Here is a 24,608-nt window from a genome sequence, read left to right as displayed (position 1 = left end):
GGTATTTTCCGCCCAGCTTCGTTGTCGTCACCTTACATATGTCCGATATGTGCGGCTCCTCCGTCTTGCTGGGTGAAAAATCTTGCACAATTCATCCCATAGCTTTAGTCTTGGCGGACTACTAGGTTCTTTTTCAGGGTATGATAGTAAAAAGGAATTGAAAGTAGTATAAAAAGTTATGACTAAAAAAGCAGGAAGATTACAACTATTTGTACAAATAGGTAGCAAAGAGGAATAAGGAGATGATTCTATGAAAAAAGTACAATTGGCATATGGTAAAGGCAGTATTAGTATTGAAGTTCCTGATAAGGCAGTAATAGTGGAACCCCCGCATATTGAGAGTTTGGCAGATGAGAAGGGAGCTGTTGTTCACGCTCTGCGTCATCCTACCGGAACTCCTCCTTTAAAGGAAATGGTAAAAGCATCAGATACGGTTGCCATTGTAATTTCTGACATCACAAGACCAACTCCGAATCACAAATTAGTTCCATGGCTGATCGAAGAGCTGTCTCATGTTCCTAAAGAGAATTTTGTGGTGATCAATGGATTAGGGAGCCATCGTCATAATACGAGAGAAGAATTAATTAGTATGCTAGGGCAGGAAGTCGTGGATACGATTCGAGTCATCAATCATGAAGCCTTTGATGATAAGGAATTAGTACATGTTGGCCGGAATAGTTATGGATCTGAAGTGTATTTAAATAAAACCTATGTAGAAGCTGATTTTAGAATTGTTACAGGGTTTATTGAGCCGCACTTTTTTGCGGGATTTTCTGGGGGGCCAAAAGGCATAAATCCAGGAATTGTCGGAATCAAAACGATTCAGGACTTTCATAATGCTGAAATGATCGGTAATCCAAAAAGTACTTGGGGTGTAATTGAAGGCAATGGTGTGCAGGATGCAGCTACTCAAAATTGTTTAATGGCAAAGCCGCAGTTTATGTTGAATGTGACATTAAATGGAGATAAAGAAATAACCAATGTGTTTGCAGGAGATGTGATTCAAGCTCATCGAGTAGGCTGCGAATTTGTAAAACATCATGCGATGGTTGCTGTAGATCATTTTTTTGATATTGTTATTACGACAAATGCAGGATATCCTTTGGATCAGAATCTGTATCAAACGGTAAAAGGAATGAGTGCTGGTGCGCAAATCGTAAAAGAGGGCGGCAGTATTATCAGTGTTGCCGAGTGTTCCGATGGGCTGCCAAGCCATGGTAATTTTGGCCCCATTTTGAAAATGCGCAATACTCCTCAAGCACTGCTGGATATGATTAATGAACCATCTTTTTCGATGTTCGATCAGTGGGAAGCCCAAGCGCTGGCAATGATACAGGTTAAAGCAGATTGTTATTTGTACTCAACCTTAGATAAAGAAACTGTAGCAGACTGCATGCTGCAGTCTGTAGAAAATATTGAACAAACATTAGCAAAGTTGATTGATAAGTACGGACCTGATGCAAGTATTGCTGTATTGCCTCTAGGGCCACTCGTTGTACCTTACGTTGCCAAGTAAAAGTGTGAGTCTCCATTTTTATGGAGGCTCATTTTTTATAAGTAAAGAAATTTTTAGTCTTCGCGTTTCAAAATGTTTTATTTTCTTAGGGCGCGTAATTCTGTCATTGCGAGCATAGCGAAGCAATCCCCTACTTGCGAAGAGATTGCTTCGCTACACTCGCAATGACAAAAAATAAGTTGGAAATGGACTCCCCTTTACACCTCTGGGGTTCATTTATTTTAAGTATAGTGTGATAAATATTACTCCATACTATGATTGAGGTGAGTTGATGGAAAATAAGCATAAATTTATGATTTTGATGTTTCTGATTGGAATTTTGATAATGACAGGAGCCTGTTCTTTTTTGCAATCACCTGCTCCTAAACCCGATCCTGAGGTGGTAGAAGCACCTAGTCCAGAAGTGCCGGTGCCAGAAACAGTTCAGCCTATTCCTGGGGTAGAAACGTTAGACGTTAATAAATACAACATTGAGCCGACAATTACGGTGTGGATTGCAGATAAAGGCTATGTAGACAGAATGTTGTTAGAGAAGTATCTAGAAGGTGTTGTCGCGAGGGAAATGCATAACGATTGGCCGATTGAAGCCTTAGCGGCCCAGGCAATTACCTCTCGTACACTAACCCTTCATGCGATGGAAGCGGGTACGATTATGCGATTGCATCGTGCTGACGTGAGTACGGCTAAAGAAGAGCTGCAAGCTTACGCCCCTGAGTTAGTAAATGACAATGTTAGAGAAGCGGTACGCCGTACCCGGGGTGAAGTACTGACATATGCAGGAGGCCTGATCAATGCGATTTACAGCTCTTGTAATGGACAAATTGCTGCTACGAAGGAAGAAAGCTTTCCAGAAGAGATACCTACTCCAACACCATACTTTCAGCCAATAACAGACCAGTGCTTTCAATATGCACCTGAGAAAGAAAAATCCTGGACAGTAAAAATACCGGGAGCAGAGGTTGCTGCCGCCGTCGGTTATTCTGGCAATCCGAAAGATATTCGAATCTTGGAGAAAGGTCCTTCGGGTCGTATTTTATATATTGGTGCAGGAGATAAAAAAGTATATGGTTCTGATTTTAGAAAGAAAGTCGGCTATGATCGTTTAAGATCTACATTAATTACAGAGATGAATTATGATGGAGAAAGCTTTACTTTTAAAGGAATGGGGTGGGGCAATGGTGTAGGGTTGTGTCAGTGGGGGGCTTATACCTTTGCTCAAGAAGGGCACAAAGCAGAAGATATTGTGAAAACCTATTATGTAGGGACAGAGGTGACAAAACTCTGGCAGTAAGAGCTCAGAGTAATCTTTTTGCACGGTTTTGCATATACTAATAGTGGAGAGGCAGTCATTTGACGCCTCATCCATATAGGCGCCGCGGTTTCTCTTTTACAAAGAAGGGACTGCGGCGCTACGGTTTTTAAGAAAACACTTTGCGTCCTTAAAAAATAAAACATTTTGAACCGCGAAAACGCGAAGACTACAAGGATTAGGAAGACTAAAAATTCCCATAGTATCCCTTCGTGTTCTTTGCATTTCTTTGTGACCTTCGCGGTCCATTACTTTTTTTTATGACTCTATATATTTTATGCATTAACAAAATATATAGAGTCTTTTTTAGGTCCTTATTGAGGAGCTGGATGATGGAATAAAAGTGTTGGTTTTATTGTCGATATTCTAGCAGGATTTACTGTATTGCCATTGAACTTATATATAGCAGAAGCGGATATTAATACTAGTTCAGCGAAAATGGAGTCCGACAGCAAAAGGGAGATGGCGAATATGGCAGAGTATGCAATTACATCAGAAATGGCAGGCTCATTGGCACGGTTTATTTATCAAAATACTGGTTATCATATTATTGTCTGTAACCAAGACGCTATGATTGTAGGAGATTCAGATGGCGGTAAGCGTCTTAATACAAAGCATCTTGGTTCACAAAACATTCTTAGCGGTCACTTGGATGAATATGTAGTAACACCAGCTGATGTGGCAAAAAACCCAACCCTAAAAGAAGGACAGAATTATCCCATTGAGGTAGATGGACAAAGAGTTGGTACTTTTGCTATTGCAGGTCAATTAGATTATGTTCGTCCTATTGCTAAGGTCGTGGTGGCTTTGTTAAGTACACGATTAAAACAGGCAAAGCAAATCGAGATTGTTCAGCAAGTAGCTCATGCGGTTTCACAAAATGTGAGTCAGGCAGTTGCTGCCATAGAGGGTATTTCTGCCTCTTCCCAAGAATTAGCTGCAAATACGGAAAGTGTTGTGAATGTATCTCATGATTCTGTTAGACGAGTAAAAGATACGGGGAAAATTCTTGACATGAGTCGTAAAATTGCTACTCAAACCAAGCTGTTGAGTCTGAATGCTTCCATTGAAGCAGCCAGAGCTGGAAATTATGGCAGAGGTTTTGCGGTAGTGGCACAAGAAATGCAGAATTTAGCGCAAAATAGTGCAGATGCTACGGAAAATATTAACAAGATATTGCAGGAAATACAAGAATCCATACAAAAAGTAATCGATGGCATCAATCAGTCTGCGCTAATCTCCAATAAACAAGCCGGAACAATGCAAGATATTATTAAAGTGATTCAAGATGTTCAGACCTCATCAGCTGATTTGGTAGCAGCATTCAACAATAAAAATCAATAAGCTGAAAATTAAGATCAAAAATAAAAGGAAATAAATATATATTTTTGGGAATTTTTCATATATTATATAATGAATGATCCGTTAAACGCGCCGCTTGTCTGCTATGCACAGGCATGAGGCGTTATGTTTTTTTATGCAATTTTTTCTTCCTTTTGTTGCAATATTTGCTGAGTACGCTATAATATATTTCAGGCTGACAGAGGAGATAATATGATAGATATTGTTATTACAATCATTGGTACTCAAAAAGATGAAAAAGGTGAAGAATCTCGTATTGAATGTACTACAAAAGGTCGTTATTATGAAAGAAATAACATTCGATATATTGTATATAAGGATCGTGAGGTTTCTGGTTTAGAAGACGTTACTACGATGTTGAAAGTGTACGATAGACATGTGGTATTGGTACGATCGGGCAGCATAGATCATAAACAAGAATTTCTTCTGGGAGAAAAAAGCTATAGCATGTACCATACACCTTATGGTACTATGCAAATGAGCATCCTGACAAACAGCCTAAAGATGGCTTTAGCCAGTACAACTGGAACCGTCGCGATTGAGTATGAATTAGAAATAAACGGACAATGGCAAAGTGCCAATACCTTGTCGATCAGCATACAGGAGGAAAGCATAAGTGGACATTAAAGAGTTATTACATAAAGCAATTTATCAAGCAGCTCAAGCAGCCATTGCTGATGGTGTATTTGCCAGTCATGAGTTGCCGCAAGTGATCCTGGAAGTACCGCCTAAAAAAGAGTTTGGAGATTTTGCTACTAATTTTTCGATGCAGGCTGCCAGAGCTGCGAAAACAAATCCTAGAGTAATTGCCGAAGCGATTGTTGCTCGGATGAAAGAAACATGGTTGGAAAAAGCTGTGATTGCAGGACCGGGCTTTATTAATTTTTATTTGAAAACTGACTGGTTATATACCATGTTAAACGATATATTATCTCAAGGTGAAAATTATGGTAATAGTGAAGCGGGCCAAAAAGAGCGTGTACAGGTAGAATATGTTAGTGCCAACCCTACTGGACCTCTTCACGTAGGTCACGGTCGTGGTGCTGCAGTAGGAAGTGCTTTGGTAAATTTATTAAAAGCAGCAGGCTATGACGTGGCTAGTGAATATTATATTAATGATGCGGGTAATCAAATTGATAACCTGGCAGCATCTGTTCATGCCCGTTACCTCGAACTTCTTGGTCAAAAGGTAGAGTTTCCTGGAGATGGCTATCACGGACAGGATATTATTGATACGGCTCAGCGTATTCTTGATAAGGCTGGAGAAAGTTACCTTTCCATACCTGTTTCAGAGCGGTTAGCATTCTTTAAAGAAATCGCCCTGCAGGAAAAACTGGCTGCGTTAAAAGCGGATCTTGCCGCATTTAATGTCCAATTTGATGTTTGGTTTAGCGAGTGTACATTGCATCAAGACGGTGCATTGCAAGAGACCTGTCAAGTGCTTAAAGACAATGGTTCTATCTATGAACAAGAAGGAGCTCTTTGGTTAAAATCCACAGCCTATGGAGATGATAAGGACCGGGTAGTAATTCGTGACAATGGAATTCCTACTTATTTAGCTGCTGATATTGCCTATCATAGAAACAAGCTGGAAAGAGGATTTGATCAATTAATTAATATATGGGGTGCTGATCATCATGGTTATATTTGCCGTGTGAAAGCAGCCATTGGTTCCTTAGGATATTCTCCCGAACAACTGGAAGTTTTGATTGTACAAATGGTAAGCTTATATAGAAGCGGCCAGTTGGTAAAAATGTCAAAACGTACAGGGCAAAGTGTAACGTTGTCGGAGTTGATTGAAGAAGTTGGTACAGATGCTGCAAGATTTTTCTTCATTATGCGGTCTCTTGATAGTCAATTAGATTTTGATCTTGATTTAGCAAAGTCAAAATCCAATGAGAATCCCGTGTATTATATACAATATGCTTATGCGCGCATCGCCAGTATTTTTCGTCAAGCTGCAGAAGATGGGATTATACTCGAGGGGGTTGATGCTGCGAAATTAAGTCTGCTTACCAGCGAGTGTGAGGTTGATTTAATTAAGAAGTTGGGTGAATATCAAGAAGAAATCGCAGATGCTGCGAAAGAAAGGGCGCCTCATCGTATTGCCCGTTATGCTCATGATTTGGCAGGACAGTTTCACACCTTTTATAACCAATGCCGCATTAAAGGGGTTGAACAGGATTTGCAATTGGCGCGTATGGGGCTGGCTAAAGCTGTGCAAACAACCATTAGGCATGCATTAGGTATTTTGGGGATTAGTGTACCAGAAAAAATGTAGGGATTTTTTTGAAAAATTCTTACTAAAAAAAGGGATTTTCCTAAATATGGTGAATCATTACCAGCAAAAATGATTTCAAGCTCAAGTTGGTGTGTAAAAGTAAAAGAAATTAAACGCTGCGTGCGGAAGGAATAAAATAATATGACAGATATGATGAAACAGGTTTCAGAGGTAGAATTAGCTTATAAAATTTTGCAAAAAACAGGACACTCCATGTATTTTAGAGAGTTAATTACAGAGGTTTTAGAACTGAAAGGTCGCAGAATTCATTCTTTAGCTCATGCCATGTCGGAAGTGCATACACAAATCAATATGGACAGCCGATTTGTCCATATGGGAAAAGGCATGTGGGGTCTTGTAGAATGGTCGCCGCAGCAGCTGAGTGCTCATTCTGCCAGTGAGGATACTGACAGTGCACCAAGTTCTTTTTCTTCCCGCCGTGAAAAACTTTTTGAGGAAATTCAACAAGAATATGTTGCGTCCGCGGCAGAGCCTGGTGAACGAGAATAAGTACTTGACACTGCCCTTTAGTAAAGTATAAAATGATTGGCGTACTTGAACTAATTTAGCGTACTAAATGACATACACTGTTAAAGGCATTTTTAGGAGGAAATAGGACTATGACAAAATATATATTTGTTACCGGGGGGGTTGTATCTTCACTTGGTAAAGGTATTACTGCTGCTTCTTTGGGGCGGTTGCTAAAAAATCGCGGGCTAAAGGTAACGATCCAGAAGTTTGATCCATACATAAATATTGATCCAGGAACCATGAGTCCTTATCAGCATGGTGAAGTATTTGTTACCGATGATGGAGCGGAAACTGATCTGGATTTGGGACATTATGAGCGTTTTATTGATATTAATTTGAGTAAAAGCTCCAATGTAACAGCAGGAAAAATATATTTGTCTGTTATTAATAAAGAACGTAAAGGTGATTATTTGGGGAGTACGGTGCAGGTCATTCCTCATATTACCAATGAGATAAAAGAGCGTGTTTATCGTGTTGGCAAAGAAGATAATGCGGACGTAGTCATCACTGAGATTGGCGGTACTGTCGGCGATATTGAAAGCCTTCCCTTTTTGGAAGCGATCCGTCAGGTAAAAAAAGAAGTAGGACGCAATGATGTACTGTATCTTCATGTTACCTTACTGCCTTATATTGCTGCTGCAGGAGAGCTTAAGACCAAGCCTACACAGCATAGCGTAAAAGAACTGAGAAGTATTGGTATTACGCCTGATATTATTGTTTGTCGTACGGAATATGATATTTCATCTGATATGCGCGATAAATTGGCTCTTTTCTGTGATATTGATTCCGATGCTGTAATACAAAATAAAACGGCAGCCAGCATTTATGAAGTGCCTTTGATGATGCAAGAGGAAGGCCTTGATCGTATTGTCTTAGAGAAGCTTAAAATTGATGCTGGTGATGCCGATATGGCAGATTGGCGCGAAATGGTTCATAAAATCATTAATCCTTCAAAATCAGTGAAAATTGCAATTGTCGGTAAGTATGTGGCTTTGCCTGATGCGTATTTGAGCGTGGCAGAAGCCTTAAGACATGCAGGTATTGCCAATGATACTGCCATTCAAATTCATTGGATCAATGCAGAAGAAATCGAGGCTGCATCTGTGGATCTTAAAAAGTGTTTTGCAGATGTTGATGGTATTTTGGTACCAGGCGGTTTCGGTGATCGGGGTGTAGAAGGCAAGATCAAAGCCATTCAGTATGCCCGGGAAAACAAAGTGCCATTTTTCGGTTTATGCTTAGGTATGCAATGTGCTGTTGTTGAGTTTGCCCGTCATGTATGCAACTTGGCAGATGCTCATAGTACAGAGTTTAATCCTGAGACTCCGTATCCGGTAATTGATCTCATGTCCGAGCAAGTGGCCGTAGAAGAAAAGGGCGGTACTATGCGTTTAGGGATTTATCCATGTAAGGTGTCGGAAGATACTTTAACCTGTCAGGCTTATCAAGATGAAATCATTTATGAACGTCATCGTCATCGCTGGGAATTTAATAATGCCTACCGTGAACAGCTCACTCAAGCTGGTCTTGTGATTGGTGGTATTTTGCCAAATGGTCGATTAATAGAAATTATAGAAGTTAAGGATCATCCATGGTTTGTTGGTACTCAATTTCATCCAGAACTTAAATCACGTCCGACCAACCCGCATCCATTATTCAGAGAATTTATTAAGGCTGCTCTGAACGGCAAGTAGTAAAAAAAAGCAACTGTTGGACTTATTTCCGGCAGTTGCTTTTTTGTAAGCTTAGCAAGTATAAGTTTTTTTGAAAAATACTGAACCACAGAGAACACAGAGAGCACAGAGGGTGTACGATGTGGGGATGTTTTTATTCTATCCATCTTTTCTCTGTGTTCTCTGTGCCTCTGTGGTTCGGTAATGTTTTATCTGTTTTAAAGGATGCGAAGCGTTCTTGGCATAGGTGTGTTTATGTCGATGGTTTTGCAAAATAAGGAGGTTTGTCTATGTATAAAAAGTCAGTGATCATTGTGATTGGAATTGTGATCGTACTTTCATTAATTGGGTTGGCTTTTCATGGATTGGGTGCTAAGAATAAGGGGAAAGTCAGCCAGTCCGATAAGATTGGTATCATCTACGTGGATGGTGTAATTATCGGCGGGCGAGGCCAAAGCAGTGTGCTCATGGAGCAGGGCGGTACCGATCAAATTATTAAACAAATACACCAGGCTAGAGATGATGCATCCGTAAAGGCTGTTGTTTTGCGGATAAATAGTCCGGGAGGCAGCGCGGCCGCTTCTCAGGAAGTAGGAGAAGAATTGAAGAAGCTGCGAGCTCAAGGCAAGATCGTAGTAACGTCCATGGCGGATGTTGCTGCTTCTGGCGGATATTGGCTGGCAGCATGTACAGATAAAATTTATGCAAACCCGACTACGATGACAGGAAGCATTGGAGTTTATATGCCTTATGCCAATTGGGAGGAGTTATACAAAAAAGTCGGCATCTATCAAGAGAAAATTAAAAGCGGACCCCATAAGGATATTTTGTCTCCTGAACGGCAGATGACAGATGCAGAACGAGAGATTATTCAAGTTATGGTGGATGATATATATAATCAATTTGTAGACGTAGTAGCGCAAGGGCGCAAGATGGACAAAGAACAAGTGAAAAAATTGGCTGACGGACGTATTTATACAGGTAATCAGGCCAAGCAGCTTGGATTAGTAGATGAATTAGGCAATATGTATGATGCGATTGATGGTGCCGGCCAGTTGGCAGGTATTGAAGGGAAACCAACCATAAAAGAATTTGGCAAGACATCTCCTTGGAACATGGTGTTTGGTCCTAGTGAGAAAATTAGTATGCTGCTAGAACAATTTTTATTTCAAAAGGCTGGAAATCAATTGAATCTAGGTGTTCCTTTGGAAGCGGCGCCAGAAAAATGGCAGGTGAAATAAATGGGGAATGTCTTCGACGCTTTATATGATGTGCTATTCCAACCTAAAATAGCAATGAAGATGATTGCTGAGCAGAAAAAAATATCACAGGCTGTGATTGTCTTTTTTCTGAGTCTGGTGATACCCTTATGGGCCTTGTATTTTGGCATGCAGGATGTTGGCATGTCTGCCATGGTTCCCTTTGTCATCGGGTTTAAAATTGTCAGCAGTATGCTCATGTGGTTTATGGGAGCTGCTGTATGGCATTTGATTGCTGAATTTCTTGGCGGCAGAGGTACAGGATTAGGGCTATTTACGACACTGGGATTTGCTCAGTTTCCACAAGTATTTATCGTTCCCTTGTGGGTAATTGCTGCATTATTGCCAGTCAGTTTGAAAAGCATAATGATGGCGGTTGCTGCCTTGACAATTTTTAGCTGGTCATTTTTCTTGACGATAACAGCGATTAAAGCAGTGTATGAATTTTCCACAGCAAAGGCAATGTTGGTTATGATCACTCCGATTTTAGTCATTCTGGTGGTATGTGCAATTGCTTTTACCTTTATCGGCAGTGCTGTGACACAGATGCCCATGTGGCTGTAACCGATAGATGTGGGAGCAGTAACAGTTTCGTATGATCGTCAATCTGTCAGGAATGAAATCCAGGGATTTCATTCCTGACAATTGCCATGTAACATATTGATTTCAATATATGGATAGAAAAGGGTAGGATGAAATGAAAGGTAATTTTACAATCCTTGTGCTCGTACTGGCATTCCTGCTTGGAGGATGTGCGAGTCAGGCGCCAGCGCCAATTGCTGGTCTTAGCGCAGCTGCACCAGAGGAAAGCATGAAGTGGGGACTCTCCCAACAATTACAGCAAGAGGGAGCAGGAAATTCCTATCGAGTGATGGCAGCACAAGGTCAAGGAACGATGCTGGAACTTGCAGCAGGAAACCAGGGCAAGATTGAATACTTCGTGGAGATTAAGGCCGATGCGGCAGCCTTTGCGGATATAAGACTAGAATTTTTGTCTACGCAAGGGGGAGGGCGGATTACATTCGCAGCTTTTGACAATAAGGGAAATCTTCTCGGAGAAACGGGCTCTATTTTTACAGGACAGTTGCCTTCTGACACTGCTCGCCAAAAGTGGCAGGATCGGCGTTATTATAACAATTATCAAGGAGGCTGGATCGAGGAAACTCATTATTTCTCCCAACTGTTAGCTGATTTGCCGCAGGCTGTTTCATCTGATGCAGTGACTTATCGTCTCAGTGTAGAAGTGAGTGAAGGGCAGCATGCTCTTATTTCTCAGTTTACGACGGGCATCGATATTGCGAAAGCTGTAGCACTGACTCCTAGTACGCTGCAATATGCTGTCAACCAGGGCGATTGGTTCACGATTAAAGCTGATGTGGAAAATCAAAGTCAAGAACTTCTGGAAAATGTGGCAGTGCGTCTTCAGGAACCTTATGGTTACGGTCTAGTCGCAGTAGATCAAGTTATAAAGATGATTCCACGTTTAGCCCCAGGGGAGAAACAATGCCTTAGCTGGCAGATTCAAGCCCAAAGACCTGATAGCGTAAACTTAAATCAGCCTTGGTCCGTTGGCTTTTGTGTAAATGAAGTTCTGCTATCGTCAAAAATCGGTGTGAAGGTAGCAGATACAAGACCAGGAAAAATCTTTTATGTAATGACTGAAGATTTAGAACCTATTGATGGTGCTGGTTATGCCAAAGCATGGGGAAATGCCAATGGATGGCTGGACCCAAAGGAATTTTTGGGACAAATGGTTTTTAAAGCGGAAAAAATCAATGAAATAGCTGAAAAGCATGGGGCAAAGTGGACCCATTATATTGCCTGGCCAGCTGTTAAAGCTGCTCAATGGGCTGCAGGTCAGTCAACCTTGGGTGAGTGGTCTAAGGTAGTAGCAGCAATAAAAAACTCTGTCATCCAAGAATCTGGAAAAGGTCATGAATATGGAATTCATATGCATTCTGATTATGATCCGTATCTGCCTGGCAATGCGCTGTCTTATAATGCTGCAGTTGACGGATTTTGGGCCAATCATTTAAAACATGGTTGGGCTCATTCTATAAAACATGAAGGAAATTTTAGCGACTATAACAGCCGAGCTGGCATCTTATATCAGTATCAGTCAATCGTAGATCAATTATCGGCCAATTCTTCCCAAGGACAATTACTAACAGCTCGGGCAGGCTCTTTTGATTTTGGCAATGGCAGTGCACAAGAGGCGATGAGTACGAATGCGTACAAAAAAGTTGGTCTATGGGGGTCAAGTGATGCTGATGGAAATGCAGGAGGCATCACCTCAGGTGAATACGGACGGGAAATTTATTTTGGGGCTGCTGATGATATTAATGCTCCTGCAAAGGATCTTCTAAAGTTAGGGGTAGTGGAGTTTCGCCCCACACCAAAAGAACCTATTGCATATGATAGTCAAAGCGCATCCATCATGAATAAAAAAACAGATCAAGGCATGAACTATTTTACTGGGGGCAGTTCCAATATAAAGCCGGGGGTGCATGCCATTGTCGGTTTCACACACGCTATGTTTATTATGGGGCAGACAGATTGGCAAAGCCTTGAAGGAGGGCAGTTTCAAGCTTTAGATGATCATTTAGCCTATATAAAAGAATCTTATGTCAATAAAGGGTTATTAACCTTCGGAACTGCTAGTGAATTGGTGGCTGATTATTTGGATTATTATACACCTCAGTTATTAGCGGTATACGGTGCAAAACAATCCGATCGATTTGGTGTTGCTGAGTATAACATCCGGATGCTAGGGCGGGATATTCCTGCTGATGCGAATCATATTCATAGTGTAACTATGAAATATCCGTTGTACTTACGTGATAGTGCCTATCGAATCAGTATATTAAAAAATGGACAAACTATTTATAGTACTTGGGGGCTGCCTACTCCCTTTAATGATATAATATTTACAGTAGATGATAAAAGCGCTGTATATACTGTAAAAATATATCATAATGAACTTGCTGCCAAGTTTATAACGCAAATTCGTTCACTAAATGAAAAAATATTCAAAAAAAATTGACAAAAAGTATTTTTTCCCATTATATAGGAGGATATTTTTAGATTTGTGCGAATAAACATATAACATAGAACATAAACGGATATAAAGTAAATAAGGAGAGGCTAAGAATGTCTAATATCAAACATACAGTATTGGTTATTGATGATCAGCCAGGCATTAGAAGATTATTAATGGAAGTTCTAAGCGAAGAAGGGTATGCAGTTCATACAGCAGCTAATGGCTATGAAGGCATACAAAAAGTGAAAGATCTCAAACCTGTCTTGATTTTGATGGACATGAAAATGCCAGGCATGGACGGAATTGAAACACTACGGGAGCTTAAACGATTAAATCAAGCAAATAAAGTGATTATGATGACTGCATATGGTGAGTTAGAATTGGTTAATATCGCCAAGGAATTAGGAGCCTATGCATATATTACCAAACCTTTTGATATTATTGACTTATGTTCTATGATTGCTACTTTGATTTCTGGAAATAATAAAGAATGTGAATTGAAAATTGGATAGTAGCATGCACCCAAAGAATTTTCTTTGGGTGTTTTTCTTAGGAAAATAACAGACTATACTGTAGTATAAAAAGAAATTCGCTAGAAAAACATGGTTTTTAGTATTCTTTGCGTTAGAGGGTTTTTTGAATAGAGGCAGGATTTTTTTATTGTTTGGCGAAATGAATAATCGAAAGGGGGATGTATATGATTATCAACACGGTCGCAACACTGGCTTTATATTGTCCGCGTTGTGGGAAATTGCACATGCATGATATTTCAAGGTTCGACCTAAAGAATACGGCTGGCAGAAAGCTGTTTTGCAGTTGTGGTCAAATACAAGCCTCTATTACAAGTGTTGGCGAACGTCAGTGTTTATTGGATATTCCCTGCGTCTTGTGCCAGAGAAATCATGTAATTTGTCTTGAACATAATCGTTTTTGGCATGCAACCATGGATAAAATATATTGTGTGCAGGAGAATTTTGAATTGGGATTCATTGGAAATCGGCAAGTCATTTCTGAAACCATTGACAAATATAAAATAGAATTTGAAAAAATGTCATTAGGCATGGATATCGATGAATATGATGATTATATTCAAAATCCTCAGGTAATGTTTGAAACATTAAATAAAATACACGACATTGCCGAAAAGGGAAAAGTGTATTGCCGCTGCGGCAGTAATGCAATTGGTGCTGAAGTATTGCCGGAAGGTATTGAGCTAGAATGTGGGCAATGTGGCGGCTATCTTATAATTCCAGCGCAAAGTGAAAAAGATTTAGCGTATGTTGAAGGATTAGAATCCATTGAAATTATTCCTCCCCGGCGTTCACATCGGAAACATTAATAATTGGCATCATATCACCAATCATTTACGCGTTGAAGCAGATATTTGGTTCCAATCAGCAATTCGTAAGACTTGGCATAAGCCGGGTCTTCTTTATTGCTTATTCATAGAACAATAGATTATTATAGGAAAAGGAGATGCTACAAAATGGATCGTGAACTTGCATTGGAATTTGTTCGTGTTACAGAAGCGGCTGCTATTGCTTCAGGACGCTGGATGGGAAAAGGTGAAAAGAATTTAGCAGATCAGGCAGCTGTTGATGCAATGAGAACTGCTTTTGATAGTGTTAATATCAATGGTAAGGTTGTTATCGGTGAAGGCGAGATGGATGAAGCTCCTATGCTCTACATTGGGGAAGCAGTAGGCGGCGGCGGTCTGGATGTAGACATTGCAGTGGATCCTCTTGAAGGGACGAATCTTATCGCAAAAGGCTTGCCTGGTGCCATTGCTGTTTTGGCAATTGCCTCCCGCGGTGGCTTACTGCATGCGCCGGACATGTACATGGACAAAATTGTTGTTGGTCCAAAGGCGGCAGGTAAAGTTAATATTAATGCCTCGGTTACAGAAAATCTTAAGGCCGTAGCCACTGCTCTGGAACGTAAGGTAGAAGATTTAACTGTAGTCATTTTGGATCGGGATCGTCATGAAGGCATTATTAACGAAGCGCGTAACGCTGGCGCCCGAATCAAGCTGATTACAGATGGTGATGTATCTCCTGCTATTAATGTATGCATTGAAGGTACAGGCGTTCATATGATGATTGGTATAGGCGGTGCACCAGAAGGTGTAATTGCAGCAGCGGCAGTCAAGTGTCTTGGCGGTGATATGCAAGGTATCTTGCGTCCGGAAAATGAACAAGAGATTGCTCGGGCTAAATCAATGGGTATCACCGATATTCATAAAGTATTAACTATTGATGATTTGGTGAAAGGCGACGATGCATTCTTTGCTGCAACAGCCATTACCCAAGGTGATTTGTTGAATGGCGTACGTTATTTTGGCGGCGGTGCTCGTACTCATTCTATTGTAATGCGCTATAAAACAGGTACAGTACGTTTTGTAGATGCGATCCACAAATTTGAGCGTAAATCAATGGCGATTAAACGCACATAACGTAAGGTATAGCGGGAAGGCAAGTTTCCTAATTTCATAGCAAAATAGACTTGTCCTAGGGCAAGTCTATTTTGCGTAATAGGCAAATAATGCATAAATACTTTCATTGCTGTTTATGATATATTATGTGAAGAGAATATACGAAGATACAATACTACTAGGTTTTTATAAAAAGCGGAGGCGATGCAGTGAATTTAATTTGGTTAAAACAACAACCTAAGTTATTATATACACTGGCTGCCCTATTTGGAATTGGAGCATTGTTTTTTGGAGCAGTGCATATTCCAAAAGGGGTGCCGGAAGAAAAAGTAGAAGTGACTCAAAATCTAAGCTCTGAATCTGTACCTGAGCCTGCTCAAACCGTTCCGAAGAAGACGATGCACACCGTAAAAGAAGGTGAGACATTAAGTACGATTGCTGAACAATACGGGATTGATGTTGATACGCTAGAAGGCGCAAATCCAGATCTGAATGTTGATATTCATCCAGGAGACCAATTGGTAATTTTGCCTCAAAAGGGTGCATTGCATACTGCGGGTACAGGGGATACGTTGTGGTGGATCGCTAATGCCTACCATGTTGAGGTCGCTGCGATATTGCAGGCAAATGGCAAGGTAAATGAAGACTTATCCATTGGTGAGAGTTTGTTTATCCCAGGTGGAAAAAAACCGAAGGAAACAGAACGATTATTGGCGCGAGCTGAAACCACAGTGTCTCGTAGCAGCGGCAATCGCTTCAGCTGGCCGACGGAGGGAGAACTGACCTCTGGCTTTGGACATCGCTGGGGAAGAAACCATGATGGAATTGACCTGGCTAATGATATTGGTACTCCCGTACGAGCCGCTCGTTCTGGGCGGGTAAGTTATGCTGGCTGGTCTAGCGGGTATGGTCGTGTTGTCATGATTGAACATGAGCAAGGGTATACCACTGTCTACGGTCATTTAAATGAATCTTTCGTATCACAAGGACAATATGTTAAAGTTGGACAACGTATAGCAGCTATGGGGAATACAGGATATTCTACGGGACCTCACCTGCACTTTGAAGTGCGAAAAAATGGCACACCGATCAATCCATATAGTGTGCTGCCATAATAGAGTCCAAAATCTGCTAAATGTTAAATTGTGGATTGCAAAAATAGCTAGGGGCGGTAAGACCGCTCTTAGCTATTTTGTTATGCTAAATCTATAGGCTTTAAAGATGAAAGTAACATCAATCTGTCATTTGTGAGCACCGGGGAAGCAATCCCCTGCTTGCTAAGAGATTGCTTCGCTCTGTTTGCAATGACAAATTAGGTGAAATAGTACGTCTGGAAGAGATAAATGGAGAAAAATGCTTTTAAAATTCACAAAAGCATTAATTTAACGCTTTTAAATTTTACCGAACTAAAGTATAATGTAAAACATAGGTTAATTATATGGAGTGGGGGATTTATACATGAAGAAAATAGTTGCGTTGGTATTATTACTTATGATGGCAGGTATGGTTTTAACAGGATGCGGCAGCGCTGATACCAAGGGGACAGCAAAGAAGAAAATTGTAATAGGCTTGGATGATAGTTTTCCTCCTATGGGATTTCGAGATGAGAAAAATAATATCGTTGGTTTTGATATAGATATGGCTAAAGAAGCAGCTAAGAAACTTGACATGGAAGTGGAATTTAAGCCAATTGACTGGAGCAGTAAAGAAGCAGAATTAAGCGCTAAACGGATTGACGCCTTGTGGAATGGTATGAATATCACTGAAGAGCGGAAAAAAAATGTATTATTTAGTGATCCTTATATGGAAAGTAAACAATTGATTTTTGTACTTGCAGGTTCTCCTATTAAAAGTGCAGCTGATTTAAGCGGGAAAGTGGTAGGCGTACAGCAAGCCAGTATTGGTGAAGAAGAAGTTGTAAAAGATGTGCAATTGAAAAACTCTTTAAAAGATTTCAAAGTATATCCAGATTTTATTGCTGCATTTATGGATCTTAATACAGGTAGAGTTGATGCAGTTGTTACAGATGAAATACTTGGCAGATACTATATGGCCAAGGAAAAAGATAAATATGTAGCCATTGAAAAACCTATTGGTGAAGTCGGTACATATGGTATCGGATTTAGAAAAGAAGATACAGACCTTCGGGATAAAATGCAGAAAGCATTAAATGAAATGAAAAAAGATGGAACTTCTGCTAAGATATCACAGAAATGGTTTGGCTCAGACATCGTTAAGTAACAATAAAAAGGCTAATGGTTGATGCCATTAGCCTTTTATATTTAACATCTATAATTTTTATAGAGGGAACATTGAACACAGAGGGTGTTTCTATTCTCTCTATCTTTTCTCTGCGCCTCTGCGGTTCCTTTTTTTATGTTTTAAAGATCCTTAGGATTTTTCTTACGCCAATCACCCAGGGAGATATGATATAATAAAAGCTGTATTTTTAAAAGTCAAGAAAGAGGAGAAAATGAATGGAAAAAATAATAACCATGATGGGGCCTATGCTGGATGGAGTCAATGTGACACTACAGATGTTCTTTATTACCTTAGTGCTTTCATTGCCATTAGGCTTGCTTTTGTCATTGGCGCGTATATCGAAATACAAACCGATTAGCATTTTAGTAGAGACATACATATGGTTGATGCGGGGTACACCCCTTATGCTCCAGCTCTTATTTGTATATTATGCATTACCTTTAGTGCCTTATATCGGTATTAAATTACCGGATTTTTCAGCAGCTATTCTGGCATTCGTACTCAATTATGCAGCTTATTTTGCAGAAATTTTTCGTGGGGGAATACAATCGATTGAACGGGGACAATATGAAGCAAGTAAAGTACTAGGTATGACATATGTGCAGACGATGAGGCGAATCATACTTCCCCAGGTCTTAAAACGGGTAGTACCGCCAATTAGTAATGAGACCATTACACTTGTGAAAGACACATCCCTCATCTATGTTCTTGCCATGAATGATTTGCTTAGAACCGCCAGAACCATCGTACAGCGAGAGTTTGATATGACTCCTTTTGTCATTGCAGCTGTATTTTATTTGGCAATGACCCTGGTATTAACATGGATATTTAATAAATTGGAAGAGCGCTATGCAGCATACGATGAGTAGGAGTGAGTTTTTATGAATATGTTACGTTTAAAAAATATCCACAAAAAATTTAATCATCTTGAAGTGCTAAAAGGCATTAGCCTTGAAGTCGCACAAGGAGAAGTTGTGGCTATTATTGGACCTTCCGGATCTGGTAAAAGTACTCTTCTTAGGTGTTTAAACCGATTAGAAATTATTGACCAGGGAACAATTGAAATTGAAGGTGAAATTCTTGCCACCGAAGATACGGAGGGAAAATGTCAGTATGTTTCAGAGCAAAAGGCTCGGGAAATTTGCTTTAAAATGGGTATGGTATTTCAGCAGTTTAATTTATTTCCTCACATGACAGTGATCGATAATATTATTGAGGCACCGATGCTGGTGAAAGGAATCAAAAAAGAGCTTATTATTCCCGAGGCGGAAGAATTGCTTAAAAAGGTAGGACTATTTGAAAAAAAGAATAGCTATCCATCAAGATTGTCAGGCGGTCAAAAACAGCGGGTTGCGATTGCAAGAGCCTTAGCGATGAAGCCTGATATCATGCTGTTCGATGAACCCACATCTGCCCTTGATCCAGAGTTGACCGGAGAGGTATTAAAAGCCATGCGTCAGCTTGCATTAGAACATATGACAATGATAGTTGTAACCCATGAAATGGCCTTTGCCCGAGAAGTAGCTCAACGTGTTATCTTTATGGATAATGGCGAAATTGTGGAAGAAGGCACACCGGAACAAATCTTTAACAATCCAGAGCAGCCGCGCACACAAGCCTTTTTAAAGAGTATGTTATAACAATATTTAACCTATTTCCAGACTTTCATCTTTGACATTGGAGCCATTCGTACATAGTTGTAAAAGCAGTATGCTGCCAATAACCAAAAGACCGCCTAAACTCTGAAGGAGTGTAAGGGCTTCTCCTAGTATTAACACTGAGAGTAAGACTGTCAGGACTGGTTCAGCAGTGCTGATGATCGAAGCATTAGCTGCTCCGATTTTTGTAATGCCAGCAAAAAATCCCAAAATACCTAAAACAGTCCCGAAAACAGCTGTTCCTGCTAATGCCAGCCAGCCGTGGAGGGGAAGAGTTGCCAGCATAAGCTGACCTGTAATAATGCTGTAAGCGGCAAAGGCAAAGCCTGCAGCGGAAGATACATAGGTGGTGGCAACTAATGCATGAACATCTTTTAGTACTCGATTACCAATGAGAATGTAACAAGAATAGACAATGGCACTGCTTAAGCCCAGCAGGATGCCTATTTGGCTAAAACCAGTAAATGAGACACCTAAAATGAAAAAAAGACCTAGTAAGCAAATCGCGAGGGAGGCACCTTTTTGCCAGCTGAATTCTTCATCGCCAATTAGGAAAGAAAGAACGCTCACGATTATAGGATAGGTAAAGAGCAGCATTTCAGATAAGGAAGCAGGCAGGTATTGCAAGGAAGCTGCAAATGCTAAAGACATGGTGCCGTAGCCCAATGCTCCCATAAGACAGAGTTTGATTGCAGTTTTGATTGAAATACGAGGTGAAATCTTTAAAAAATGTAATAACGGCCATAGGCATAAGGATGCCAGAACAAAACGCAGGGTGAGTATAGTAAGGGTATTAGCACCTGCGCCATATGCGAGTTTAATAAAAATTGCCAAAGTGCTAAAGCCCGCAGCCGATGATAAGACTAATAAAGCACCTAAATGTTGTTGACTCAGTGGAATCATCTCCTTGTTCTGTAGTATATTCCTGCCTATAAAAGTAATTTCCTGCGAGTTTATATAAGACTTGATATAGAAATTTTTATTTTGTTACATCCTATTCCGCCTTGTTCAAAAATTGAGTATTTATAATTTATTATTAAAGACAATTGCTGAACCTGATGATCTTATAAAAATGGTAATACTTATAGTTGGTAGATTGATTGATTGTATGATATAATAAGTACATAATGATACACAGGAGAGTTATGTGTGTTGAAGCGTACACGCATAGTTTTCGAGTCATTATCATGCAATGTTGAAATCGGGGGCGTAATGGTTTCGACAGGGGTTGTTGTGGCATGGGTAGCGAGCCGGGATTCCATCAGCCCGCAATACGGTGGAAAAACAATAATTGAAAACAACGAATACGCTTTAGCAGCTTAATGCTAACGTTCTACCGTCTCCCCTCCTGCGGAGAAGGATAGGACGTCACGATGCAGGATACCTGAGGTCTAATTCTCCGCGGACCGACTGGGAAATTTTAAAGAGATAGCACCAGCGAAGCTCGTCTGTAAGCGTCAATGGAGCGAATGTTAAAGTACAGAATGCGCTCGGAGAGGCCCATGTAGTAATGCCTTTGGACAGGAGTTCGATTCTCCTCGCCTCCACCATGTAAATCCGGATTTTTTTACAAAAATTTGAAAATAGGAAGCCGCGATTTTGCTACCTTCGTGGGTAGAGATCGTGGTTTTTTTATTGATTTTAATAGGATTCTCGCCTCCACTTATTTGGTTCATTTTCTTTTAAGTGATAGAAAAAGTAGCTAGTTGTCCAATGGAGGGCAACTAGCTACTTTTTTTGTTTTCAATAATATGGACTCCCCGATATTGGTGGGTATGTGTGAGTTGATTTATATATTAAATGTATTATTTTAAATACATTTAATATATTTACTCTCCTTTTTTGCTAACTTTGAAATTGAGGTTAACATTAGCGGAGGATGCGAAAGTTTGAATTTCTTCTATCGTCGCAGCTAACTTGTTATTATCTGGGATGACTACTAGAACTGTGCGTTCATCTGAAATTGTGCCGAGTATCTTATTCTTAGTTAATTTCTTATTTGAGGGATCTTTCATTACGAAGAGCCTCTCCAACGCAGAGGCTACTGCTCTGCCTGTCCCATTGTATGTCTTAATGGCTAATAGTTGAACAGGACTAGTCAAGCTTATTGTTTGGTTTGCAATTAGAGATTTCAGCCTTTTGACGCGATTGTTGTATAGTTCATCGTCTGGGTCTGTTAAAGTCCATGCAGTTCCTTTTTTTTGATAACCAAGAGCAACTAGGTCACGTTGTAAGGTGGATTTGCCTATTACGTAGCTAAGTTTGGGGTTGAGTTCTGCCAAAATCGCTTGTAAGCTGCGATTTGGATTTTCAGCTAATAGCTCGTGGACTATATTTCGTCGATTTTCCCGTTCAAGTTTATTAGAATCGTCGCATGAGTGATCGAATTTCTCGCTTGTCATTGAAGATTTCCCCCTAAATAAAAAATATAGAGTGTTGATTCATGGGAAATCGCTCGATAGAGTGGGATAGTAAGAAACTGTAAGTAAGGAGGAAAGCCTCACCGTTACTGAGGTTAAAGGAAGAAAGACAAAATAGCTATCCCATGAAAAAGTAAGGTAAAAGGGCTATTCACGGCCTGTATATGACGTAATGAATTATAGAGTAAATGGATTTCCCAATAGTAGTATAACTGTTTACCTTGATGAAATCAAGGTGTATACTTACGATGTTGGCGGGAAATTCCCAATAAAACATGGGAATTTCCTGGGAAGGAATTAAGCAATTAAGGAAGGGGAGTGTTCGTCATGCAAGTTTGATTAAGAAGCTAAAACTTTCGTTTTTCTCGTTAGGAATACATAATATTAAAAATAACAGGAGGATTCAGAACATGACTACAGCAGTAATATTTGAAATCTTAAGTCAAAAATGCGAAATATTTACCAAGGATTTGGAAAAGTATCAAAATGGAACTTTAGAGGAAAAATTAGAATTTAGTTGGGCGACTCTATTTGTAAACTCTGGGTATGATGAAGCAGCAAGAGAGTTCGTGAAGTATAGTTTTCACGAAACTGCTCTCGATGGTTTTGAAAGTGAACTTGAAGCAATTAAAAGTAAAAAGTGTAAACCTACTCTTTGTAAAACCTTTGGCTGCAACGACGAACAAATAAAAAAATGTCATGAACTCATCACTAGAAATTCTAGCAATGATATTAATAATTCACCGGCAAATCTTATTACTGAGAGTAAAATAAAGACTTTTATAAACGCATCCAGATATAAGGAACAACTGGAAGAGATTTTTATCCGGCTAGAAACAGATCCTACCGCTTATCTTTCAGAAGATTTCCTTGAAGCAGCAGCAGACTTAAAAGTAAATAATCTTCAAGAATATACAAAGCTCGTTGAAGAGTTTAAGCAAAACAATATAAAAACTCAAAAATTTGAGAAAGAAGTCGAGAGCGTTGTAAAAAGACTAAAAAAATCAGCTCCAAAATCTAGTGAGGGGTTTAGCAATAAACCTTCCGTGGATTTACCAGAAATTTTACAGCCATATAATAAAAATCTTGAGAATAGCAAGTTTTTCGTGAGTGAAAATGGTCAAATCTGCTATGAAAAAGAAGAAAAAGATGACGTGAAAATTATCACAGCAGCTAATTTCGTGGCAAGAATTACTGAAAGCTTTATTTTTGATGATGGTCAAGTGCAAATTAGAAAGTTCAAGATTAGAGGTGTCGTGAATGCCACAGATCAACTTCCGGAAATAATCGTCGAGGCAAAAGATTTTAATAGCCTCTCATGGGTAATAAGTCAGTGGGGGAATCGAGCGATACTCATGGATGAAGCTACAGTGAGATCGGTTAGAGAATTCATCCAGACGGTATCCATGGATGCGCCAGAAAGAATCATTCATTATCAACTCGGCTGGAAGATGGTCAATAACAGATGGTCTTACCTATATTCAAATGGACTTATTGGGGACGTAGAGAATATGGTGGCAGAGATCAACGAACTTCCTAATTACTTATTTAGAAATAGTGATATTAATGAAAAAGAAGCAATAAAAGTAGTCTTTGATTTCCTAAAGTTGACCAAGCCAGAAATCACGTTTCCTCTGATTGCACATGCTTTCTTAAGTATTTCAATAGAAAAATTATCGCACGAACAACTGGAACCCAAATATTTATTATGGATTTATGGTCAAAGTGGTTCCTTTAAAACAGCTCTTAGTATCCTATTGCTTAATCTGTTTGGGGAGTTTACTTCACCACCTGCTACTTTTTCTGACACTATTAATGCATTAGAGAAAAAGGCGTATCTAAGTAAAGATTCCCTTTTTTTGGTAGATGATTTTCATCCAAGTTCTTCGCCAAATGAAGCAAGATATAAAACGGGTGTAGCTCAAAATCTCACAAGAAAATATGGCGACCGTATTAGTAAGGGGCGTGCAAAGTCTAATATGTCACTATCGGTGGAGTATAAACCCCGTGGGAATGCAGTATGTACATCGGAAGATTTGCTTTTAGGTCATTCTACAAATAGCCGTCATATGTCAATTGAAATATACAGGGGAGAGGTGGATAAAGAGCTTCTTACTGAGTTGCAAAGCAAGACGGAATATTTGAACAAAGCGATGCGAGTATTCATTGAATGGCATGCAGATAAGATCATGAATGACGAAAAAATCAAATTTAAACCAGAATTTCTTAAATATAGGGAACTAGCGCAAGATTCCAATCGACATCTGAGATTTGCAGAAGCCGTAGCATATCTTCAGATTGGTTTCACAACGCTTTTAAAATTCGCAAATGACTATGAGGTTATTACGGATGAAGAAGTTGCTGGGTTCTCCAAAACTGCATTTGATGTATTTATTAAATTAGCTGAAAAACAGAACCAATTAGCACAGTCAGAAGACGTTGCAGATAAGTTTATGCTTACCATCAAGGAGCTTATCGATGCCAAAGAAATTGAGCCTGCTGATATTTTAAAACCGCTGCATTTAAATAAAACAAGCACTATTTGCTATCATGACAGTGATTATTATTATTTTATACCTCAGAGCATCTATGCGAGGGTCTCAGAATTCCTGAAAAGAAAAGACGAAATGCTCAGTATCACAGATCGTATGTTATGGAAAATATTACGGGAAAGAAAGTATATCGTAACACCTGAACTTCCCGAAAATGACAATCACCAATTCGCAAAAAAGAAAATTGGACTAGCTCAAGTAAGAGTAGTCCAAATCGAAAAAAAGAAACTTGAAAACTTCTAAAATCAAGTAACACAGTCTAAGCGTGTTCCCGCACGCTTAGACATATTAAGTACATTGTACATTAATTCGTC

General features: G+C 39.7%; 20 protein-coding genes and 1 other RNA gene. 19 read left to right on the top strand and 2 right to left on the bottom strand.

The genetic code is table 11. The features are described from left to right. Positions 1 to 250 precede the first annotated feature (250 nt). The 17 genes from larA (at position 251) to FR7_RS20255 (ending at position 19,304) form a co-directional block, all read left to right on the top strand. On the top strand, positions 251 to 1,516 hold the full coding sequence (gene larA / locus FR7_RS20335; protein ID WP_007932524.1) for a nickel-dependent lactate racemase: 1,266 nt from the start codon (positions 251 to 253) through the stop codon (positions 1,514 to 1,516). Positions 1,517 to 1,787: 271 nt separating this feature from the next. Continuing rightward, a complete protein-coding gene (locus FR7_RS20330; protein ID WP_007932522.1) occupies positions 1,788 to 2,807 on the top strand; it encodes a SpoIID/LytB domain-containing protein in 1,020 nt (339 codons plus the stop codon). Between the two features lie 402 nt (positions 2,808 to 3,209). Then, the gene (locus FR7_RS20325; RefSeq protein ID WP_007932520.1) at positions 3,210 to 4,169 is read left to right on the top strand and encodes a methyl-accepting chemotaxis protein; all 960 of its coding nucleotides are present in this window, start codon (positions 3,210 to 3,212) and stop codon (positions 4,167 to 4,169) included. Positions 4,170 to 4,379: 210 nt separating this feature from the next. Continuing rightward, positions 4,380 to 4,814 carry a YwiB family protein gene (locus tag FR7_RS20320; RefSeq protein ID WP_007932518.1) on the top strand — a complete coding sequence of 145 codons (435 nt, stop codon included), beginning with the start codon at positions 4,380 to 4,382 and terminating at the stop codon, positions 4,812 to 4,814. Then, a complete protein-coding gene (gene argS / locus FR7_RS20315) occupies positions 4,804 to 6,468 on the top strand; it encodes an arginine--tRNA ligase (protein ID WP_007932517.1) in 1,665 nt (554 codons plus the stop codon). The genes FR7_RS20320 and argS overlap by 11 nt, the downstream gene beginning before the upstream one ends. Positions 6,469 to 6,609: 141 nt before the next feature. Further along, complete coding sequence (gene rpoE / locus FR7_RS20310) at positions 6,610 to 6,978, top strand: DNA-directed RNA polymerase subunit delta (protein WP_007932516.1); 369 nt, start codon at positions 6,610 to 6,612, stop codon at positions 6,976 to 6,978. Positions 6,979 to 7,088: 110 nt separating this feature from the next. Beyond that, a complete protein-coding gene (locus tag FR7_RS20305; protein ID WP_007932515.1) occupies positions 7,089 to 8,693 on the top strand; it encodes a CTP synthase in 1,605 nt (534 codons plus the stop codon). A 269-nt stretch (positions 8,694 to 8,962) separates the two neighbouring features. Continuing rightward, positions 8,963 to 9,913 (top strand): signal peptide peptidase SppA, encoded by a 951-nt coding sequence (gene sppA / locus FR7_RS20300; RefSeq protein WP_007932514.1) that lies wholly within the window; start codon positions 8,963 to 8,965, stop codon positions 9,911 to 9,913. After that, on the top strand, positions 9,914 to 10,495 hold the full coding sequence (locus FR7_RS20295; protein ID WP_007932513.1) for a YIP1 family protein: 582 nt from the start codon (positions 9,914 to 9,916) through the stop codon (positions 10,493 to 10,495). Positions 10,496 to 10,628: 133 nt separating this feature from the next. After that, positions 10,629 to 12,974, top strand: a complete 2,346-nt coding sequence (locus FR7_RS20290; RefSeq protein ID WP_007932512.1) for a hypothetical protein — start codon at positions 10,629 to 10,631, stop codon at positions 12,972 to 12,974. A gap of 107 nt (positions 12,975 to 13,081) precedes the next feature. Continuing rightward, complete coding sequence (locus tag FR7_RS20285; RefSeq protein ID WP_007932511.1) at positions 13,082 to 13,483, top strand: response regulator; 402 nt, start codon at positions 13,082 to 13,084, stop codon at positions 13,481 to 13,483. Positions 13,484 to 13,668: 185 nt separating this feature from the next. After that, positions 13,669 to 14,310: a hypothetical protein gene (locus FR7_RS20280; protein ID WP_007932509.1), complete on the top strand. Its 642-nt coding sequence runs from the start codon at positions 13,669 to 13,671 to the stop codon at positions 14,308 to 14,310. Positions 14,311 to 14,457: 147 nt separating this feature from the next. Beyond that, the gene (glpX, locus tag FR7_RS20275; RefSeq protein ID WP_007932508.1) at positions 14,458 to 15,423 is read left to right on the top strand and encodes a class II fructose-bisphosphatase; all 966 of its coding nucleotides are present in this window, start codon (positions 14,458 to 14,460) and stop codon (positions 15,421 to 15,423) included. A gap of 188 nt (positions 15,424 to 15,611) precedes the next feature. After that, on the top strand, positions 15,612 to 16,517 hold the full coding sequence (locus FR7_RS20270; RefSeq protein WP_007932507.1) for a M23 family metallopeptidase: 906 nt from the start codon (positions 15,612 to 15,614) through the stop codon (positions 16,515 to 16,517). A 343-nt stretch (positions 16,518 to 16,860) separates the two neighbouring features. Then, positions 16,861 to 17,643: an amino acid ABC transporter substrate-binding protein gene (locus FR7_RS20265; RefSeq protein ID WP_007932506.1), complete on the top strand. Its 783-nt coding sequence runs from the start codon at positions 16,861 to 16,863 to the stop codon at positions 17,641 to 17,643. 236 nt (positions 17,644 to 17,879) lie between these two features. After that, a complete protein-coding gene (locus FR7_RS20260; protein ID WP_007932503.1) occupies positions 17,880 to 18,533 on the top strand; it encodes an amino acid ABC transporter permease in 654 nt (217 codons plus the stop codon). A 12-nt stretch (positions 18,534 to 18,545) separates the two neighbouring features. Next, positions 18,546 to 19,304, top strand: coding sequence for an amino acid ABC transporter ATP-binding protein (locus tag FR7_RS20255; protein ID WP_007932501.1), 759 nt, complete (start codon positions 18,546 to 18,548; stop codon positions 19,302 to 19,304). Between the two features lie 6 nt (positions 19,305 to 19,310). Here FR7_RS20255 and FR7_RS20250 read toward each other — a convergent pair whose 3' ends face one another. Then, positions 19,311 to 20,225, bottom strand: a complete 915-nt coding sequence (locus FR7_RS20250) for a DMT family transporter (protein ID WP_007932500.1) — start codon at positions 20,223 to 20,225, stop codon at positions 19,311 to 19,313. 300 nt (positions 20,226 to 20,525) lie between these two features. Here FR7_RS20250 and ssrA point away from each other — a divergent pair. Further along, positions 20,526 to 20,872: a transfer-messenger RNA gene (gene ssrA, locus FR7_RS20245) on the top strand. Positions 20,873 to 21,151: 279 nt separating this feature from the next. Here the strand turns inward: ssrA and FR7_RS20240 are convergent. Continuing rightward, a complete protein-coding gene (locus tag FR7_RS20240; RefSeq protein WP_007932498.1) occupies positions 21,152 to 21,724 on the bottom strand; it encodes an arginine repressor in 573 nt (190 codons plus the stop codon). A gap of 428 nt (positions 21,725 to 22,152) precedes the next feature. Between FR7_RS20240 and FR7_RS20235 the strand changes: the two genes are divergently transcribed. Then, positions 22,153 to 24,537, top strand: coding sequence for a hypothetical protein (locus FR7_RS20235; protein WP_007932497.1), 2,385 nt, complete (start codon positions 22,153 to 22,155; stop codon positions 24,535 to 24,537). The last annotated feature ends 71 nt before the right edge of the window (positions 24,538 to 24,608 follow it).

Source organism: Pelosinus fermentans DSM 17108, from assembly GCF_000271485.2.
Lineage (GTDB): Bacteria > Bacillota > Negativicutes > DSM-13327 > DSM-13327 > Pelosinus > Pelosinus fermentans.
This window is presented reverse-complemented; position numbering and strand designations above follow the sequence as displayed.

Bases quoted from the DNA above. Each gene is read 5' to 3' on its own strand.
- larA (WP_007932524.1), top strand. From the start codon at position 251: ATGAAAAAAGTACAATTGGCATATGGTAAAGGCAGTATTAGTATTGAA.
- FR7_RS20330 (WP_007932522.1), top strand. From the start codon at position 1,788: ATGGAAAATAAGCATAAATTTATGATTTTGATGTTTCTGATTGGAATT.
- FR7_RS20320 (WP_007932518.1), top strand. From the start codon at position 4,380: ATGATAGATATTGTTATTACAATCATTGGTACTCAAAAAGATGAAAAA.
- rpoE (WP_007932516.1), top strand. From the start codon at position 6,610: ATGACAGATATGATGAAACAGGTTTCAGAGGTAGAATTAGCTTATAAA.
- FR7_RS20305 (WP_007932515.1), top strand. From the start codon at position 7,089: ATGACAAAATATATATTTGTTACCGGGGGGGTTGTATCTTCACTTGGT.
- sppA (WP_007932514.1), top strand. From the start codon at position 8,963: ATGTATAAAAAGTCAGTGATCATTGTGATTGGAATTGTGATCGTACTT.
- FR7_RS20295 (WP_007932513.1), top strand. From the start codon at position 9,914: ATGGGGAATGTCTTCGACGCTTTATATGATGTGCTATTCCAACCTAAA.
- FR7_RS20290 (WP_007932512.1), top strand. From the start codon at position 10,629: ATGAAAGGTAATTTTACAATCCTTGTGCTCGTACTGGCATTCCTGCTT.
- FR7_RS20285 (WP_007932511.1), top strand. From the start codon at position 13,082: ATGTCTAATATCAAACATACAGTATTGGTTATTGATGATCAGCCAGGC.
- FR7_RS20280 (WP_007932509.1), top strand. From the start codon at position 13,669: ATGATTATCAACACGGTCGCAACACTGGCTTTATATTGTCCGCGTTGT.
- glpX (WP_007932508.1), top strand. From the start codon at position 14,458: ATGGATCGTGAACTTGCATTGGAATTTGTTCGTGTTACAGAAGCGGCT.
- FR7_RS20265 (WP_007932506.1), top strand. From the start codon at position 16,861: ATGAAGAAAATAGTTGCGTTGGTATTATTACTTATGATGGCAGGTATG.
- FR7_RS20260 (WP_007932503.1), top strand. From the start codon at position 17,880: ATGGAAAAAATAATAACCATGATGGGGCCTATGCTGGATGGAGTCAAT.
- FR7_RS20255 (WP_007932501.1), top strand. From the start codon at position 18,546: ATGAATATGTTACGTTTAAAAAATATCCACAAAAAATTTAATCATCTT.
- FR7_RS20250 (WP_007932500.1), bottom strand. From the start codon at position 20,225: ATGATTCCACTGAGTCAACAACATTTAGGTGCTTTATTAGTCTTATCA.
- FR7_RS20240 (WP_007932498.1), bottom strand. From the start codon at position 21,724: ATGACAAGCGAGAAATTCGATCACTCATGCGACGATTCTAATAAACTT.
- FR7_RS20235 (WP_007932497.1), top strand. From the start codon at position 22,153: ATGACTACAGCAGTAATATTTGAAATCTTAAGTCAAAAATGCGAAATA.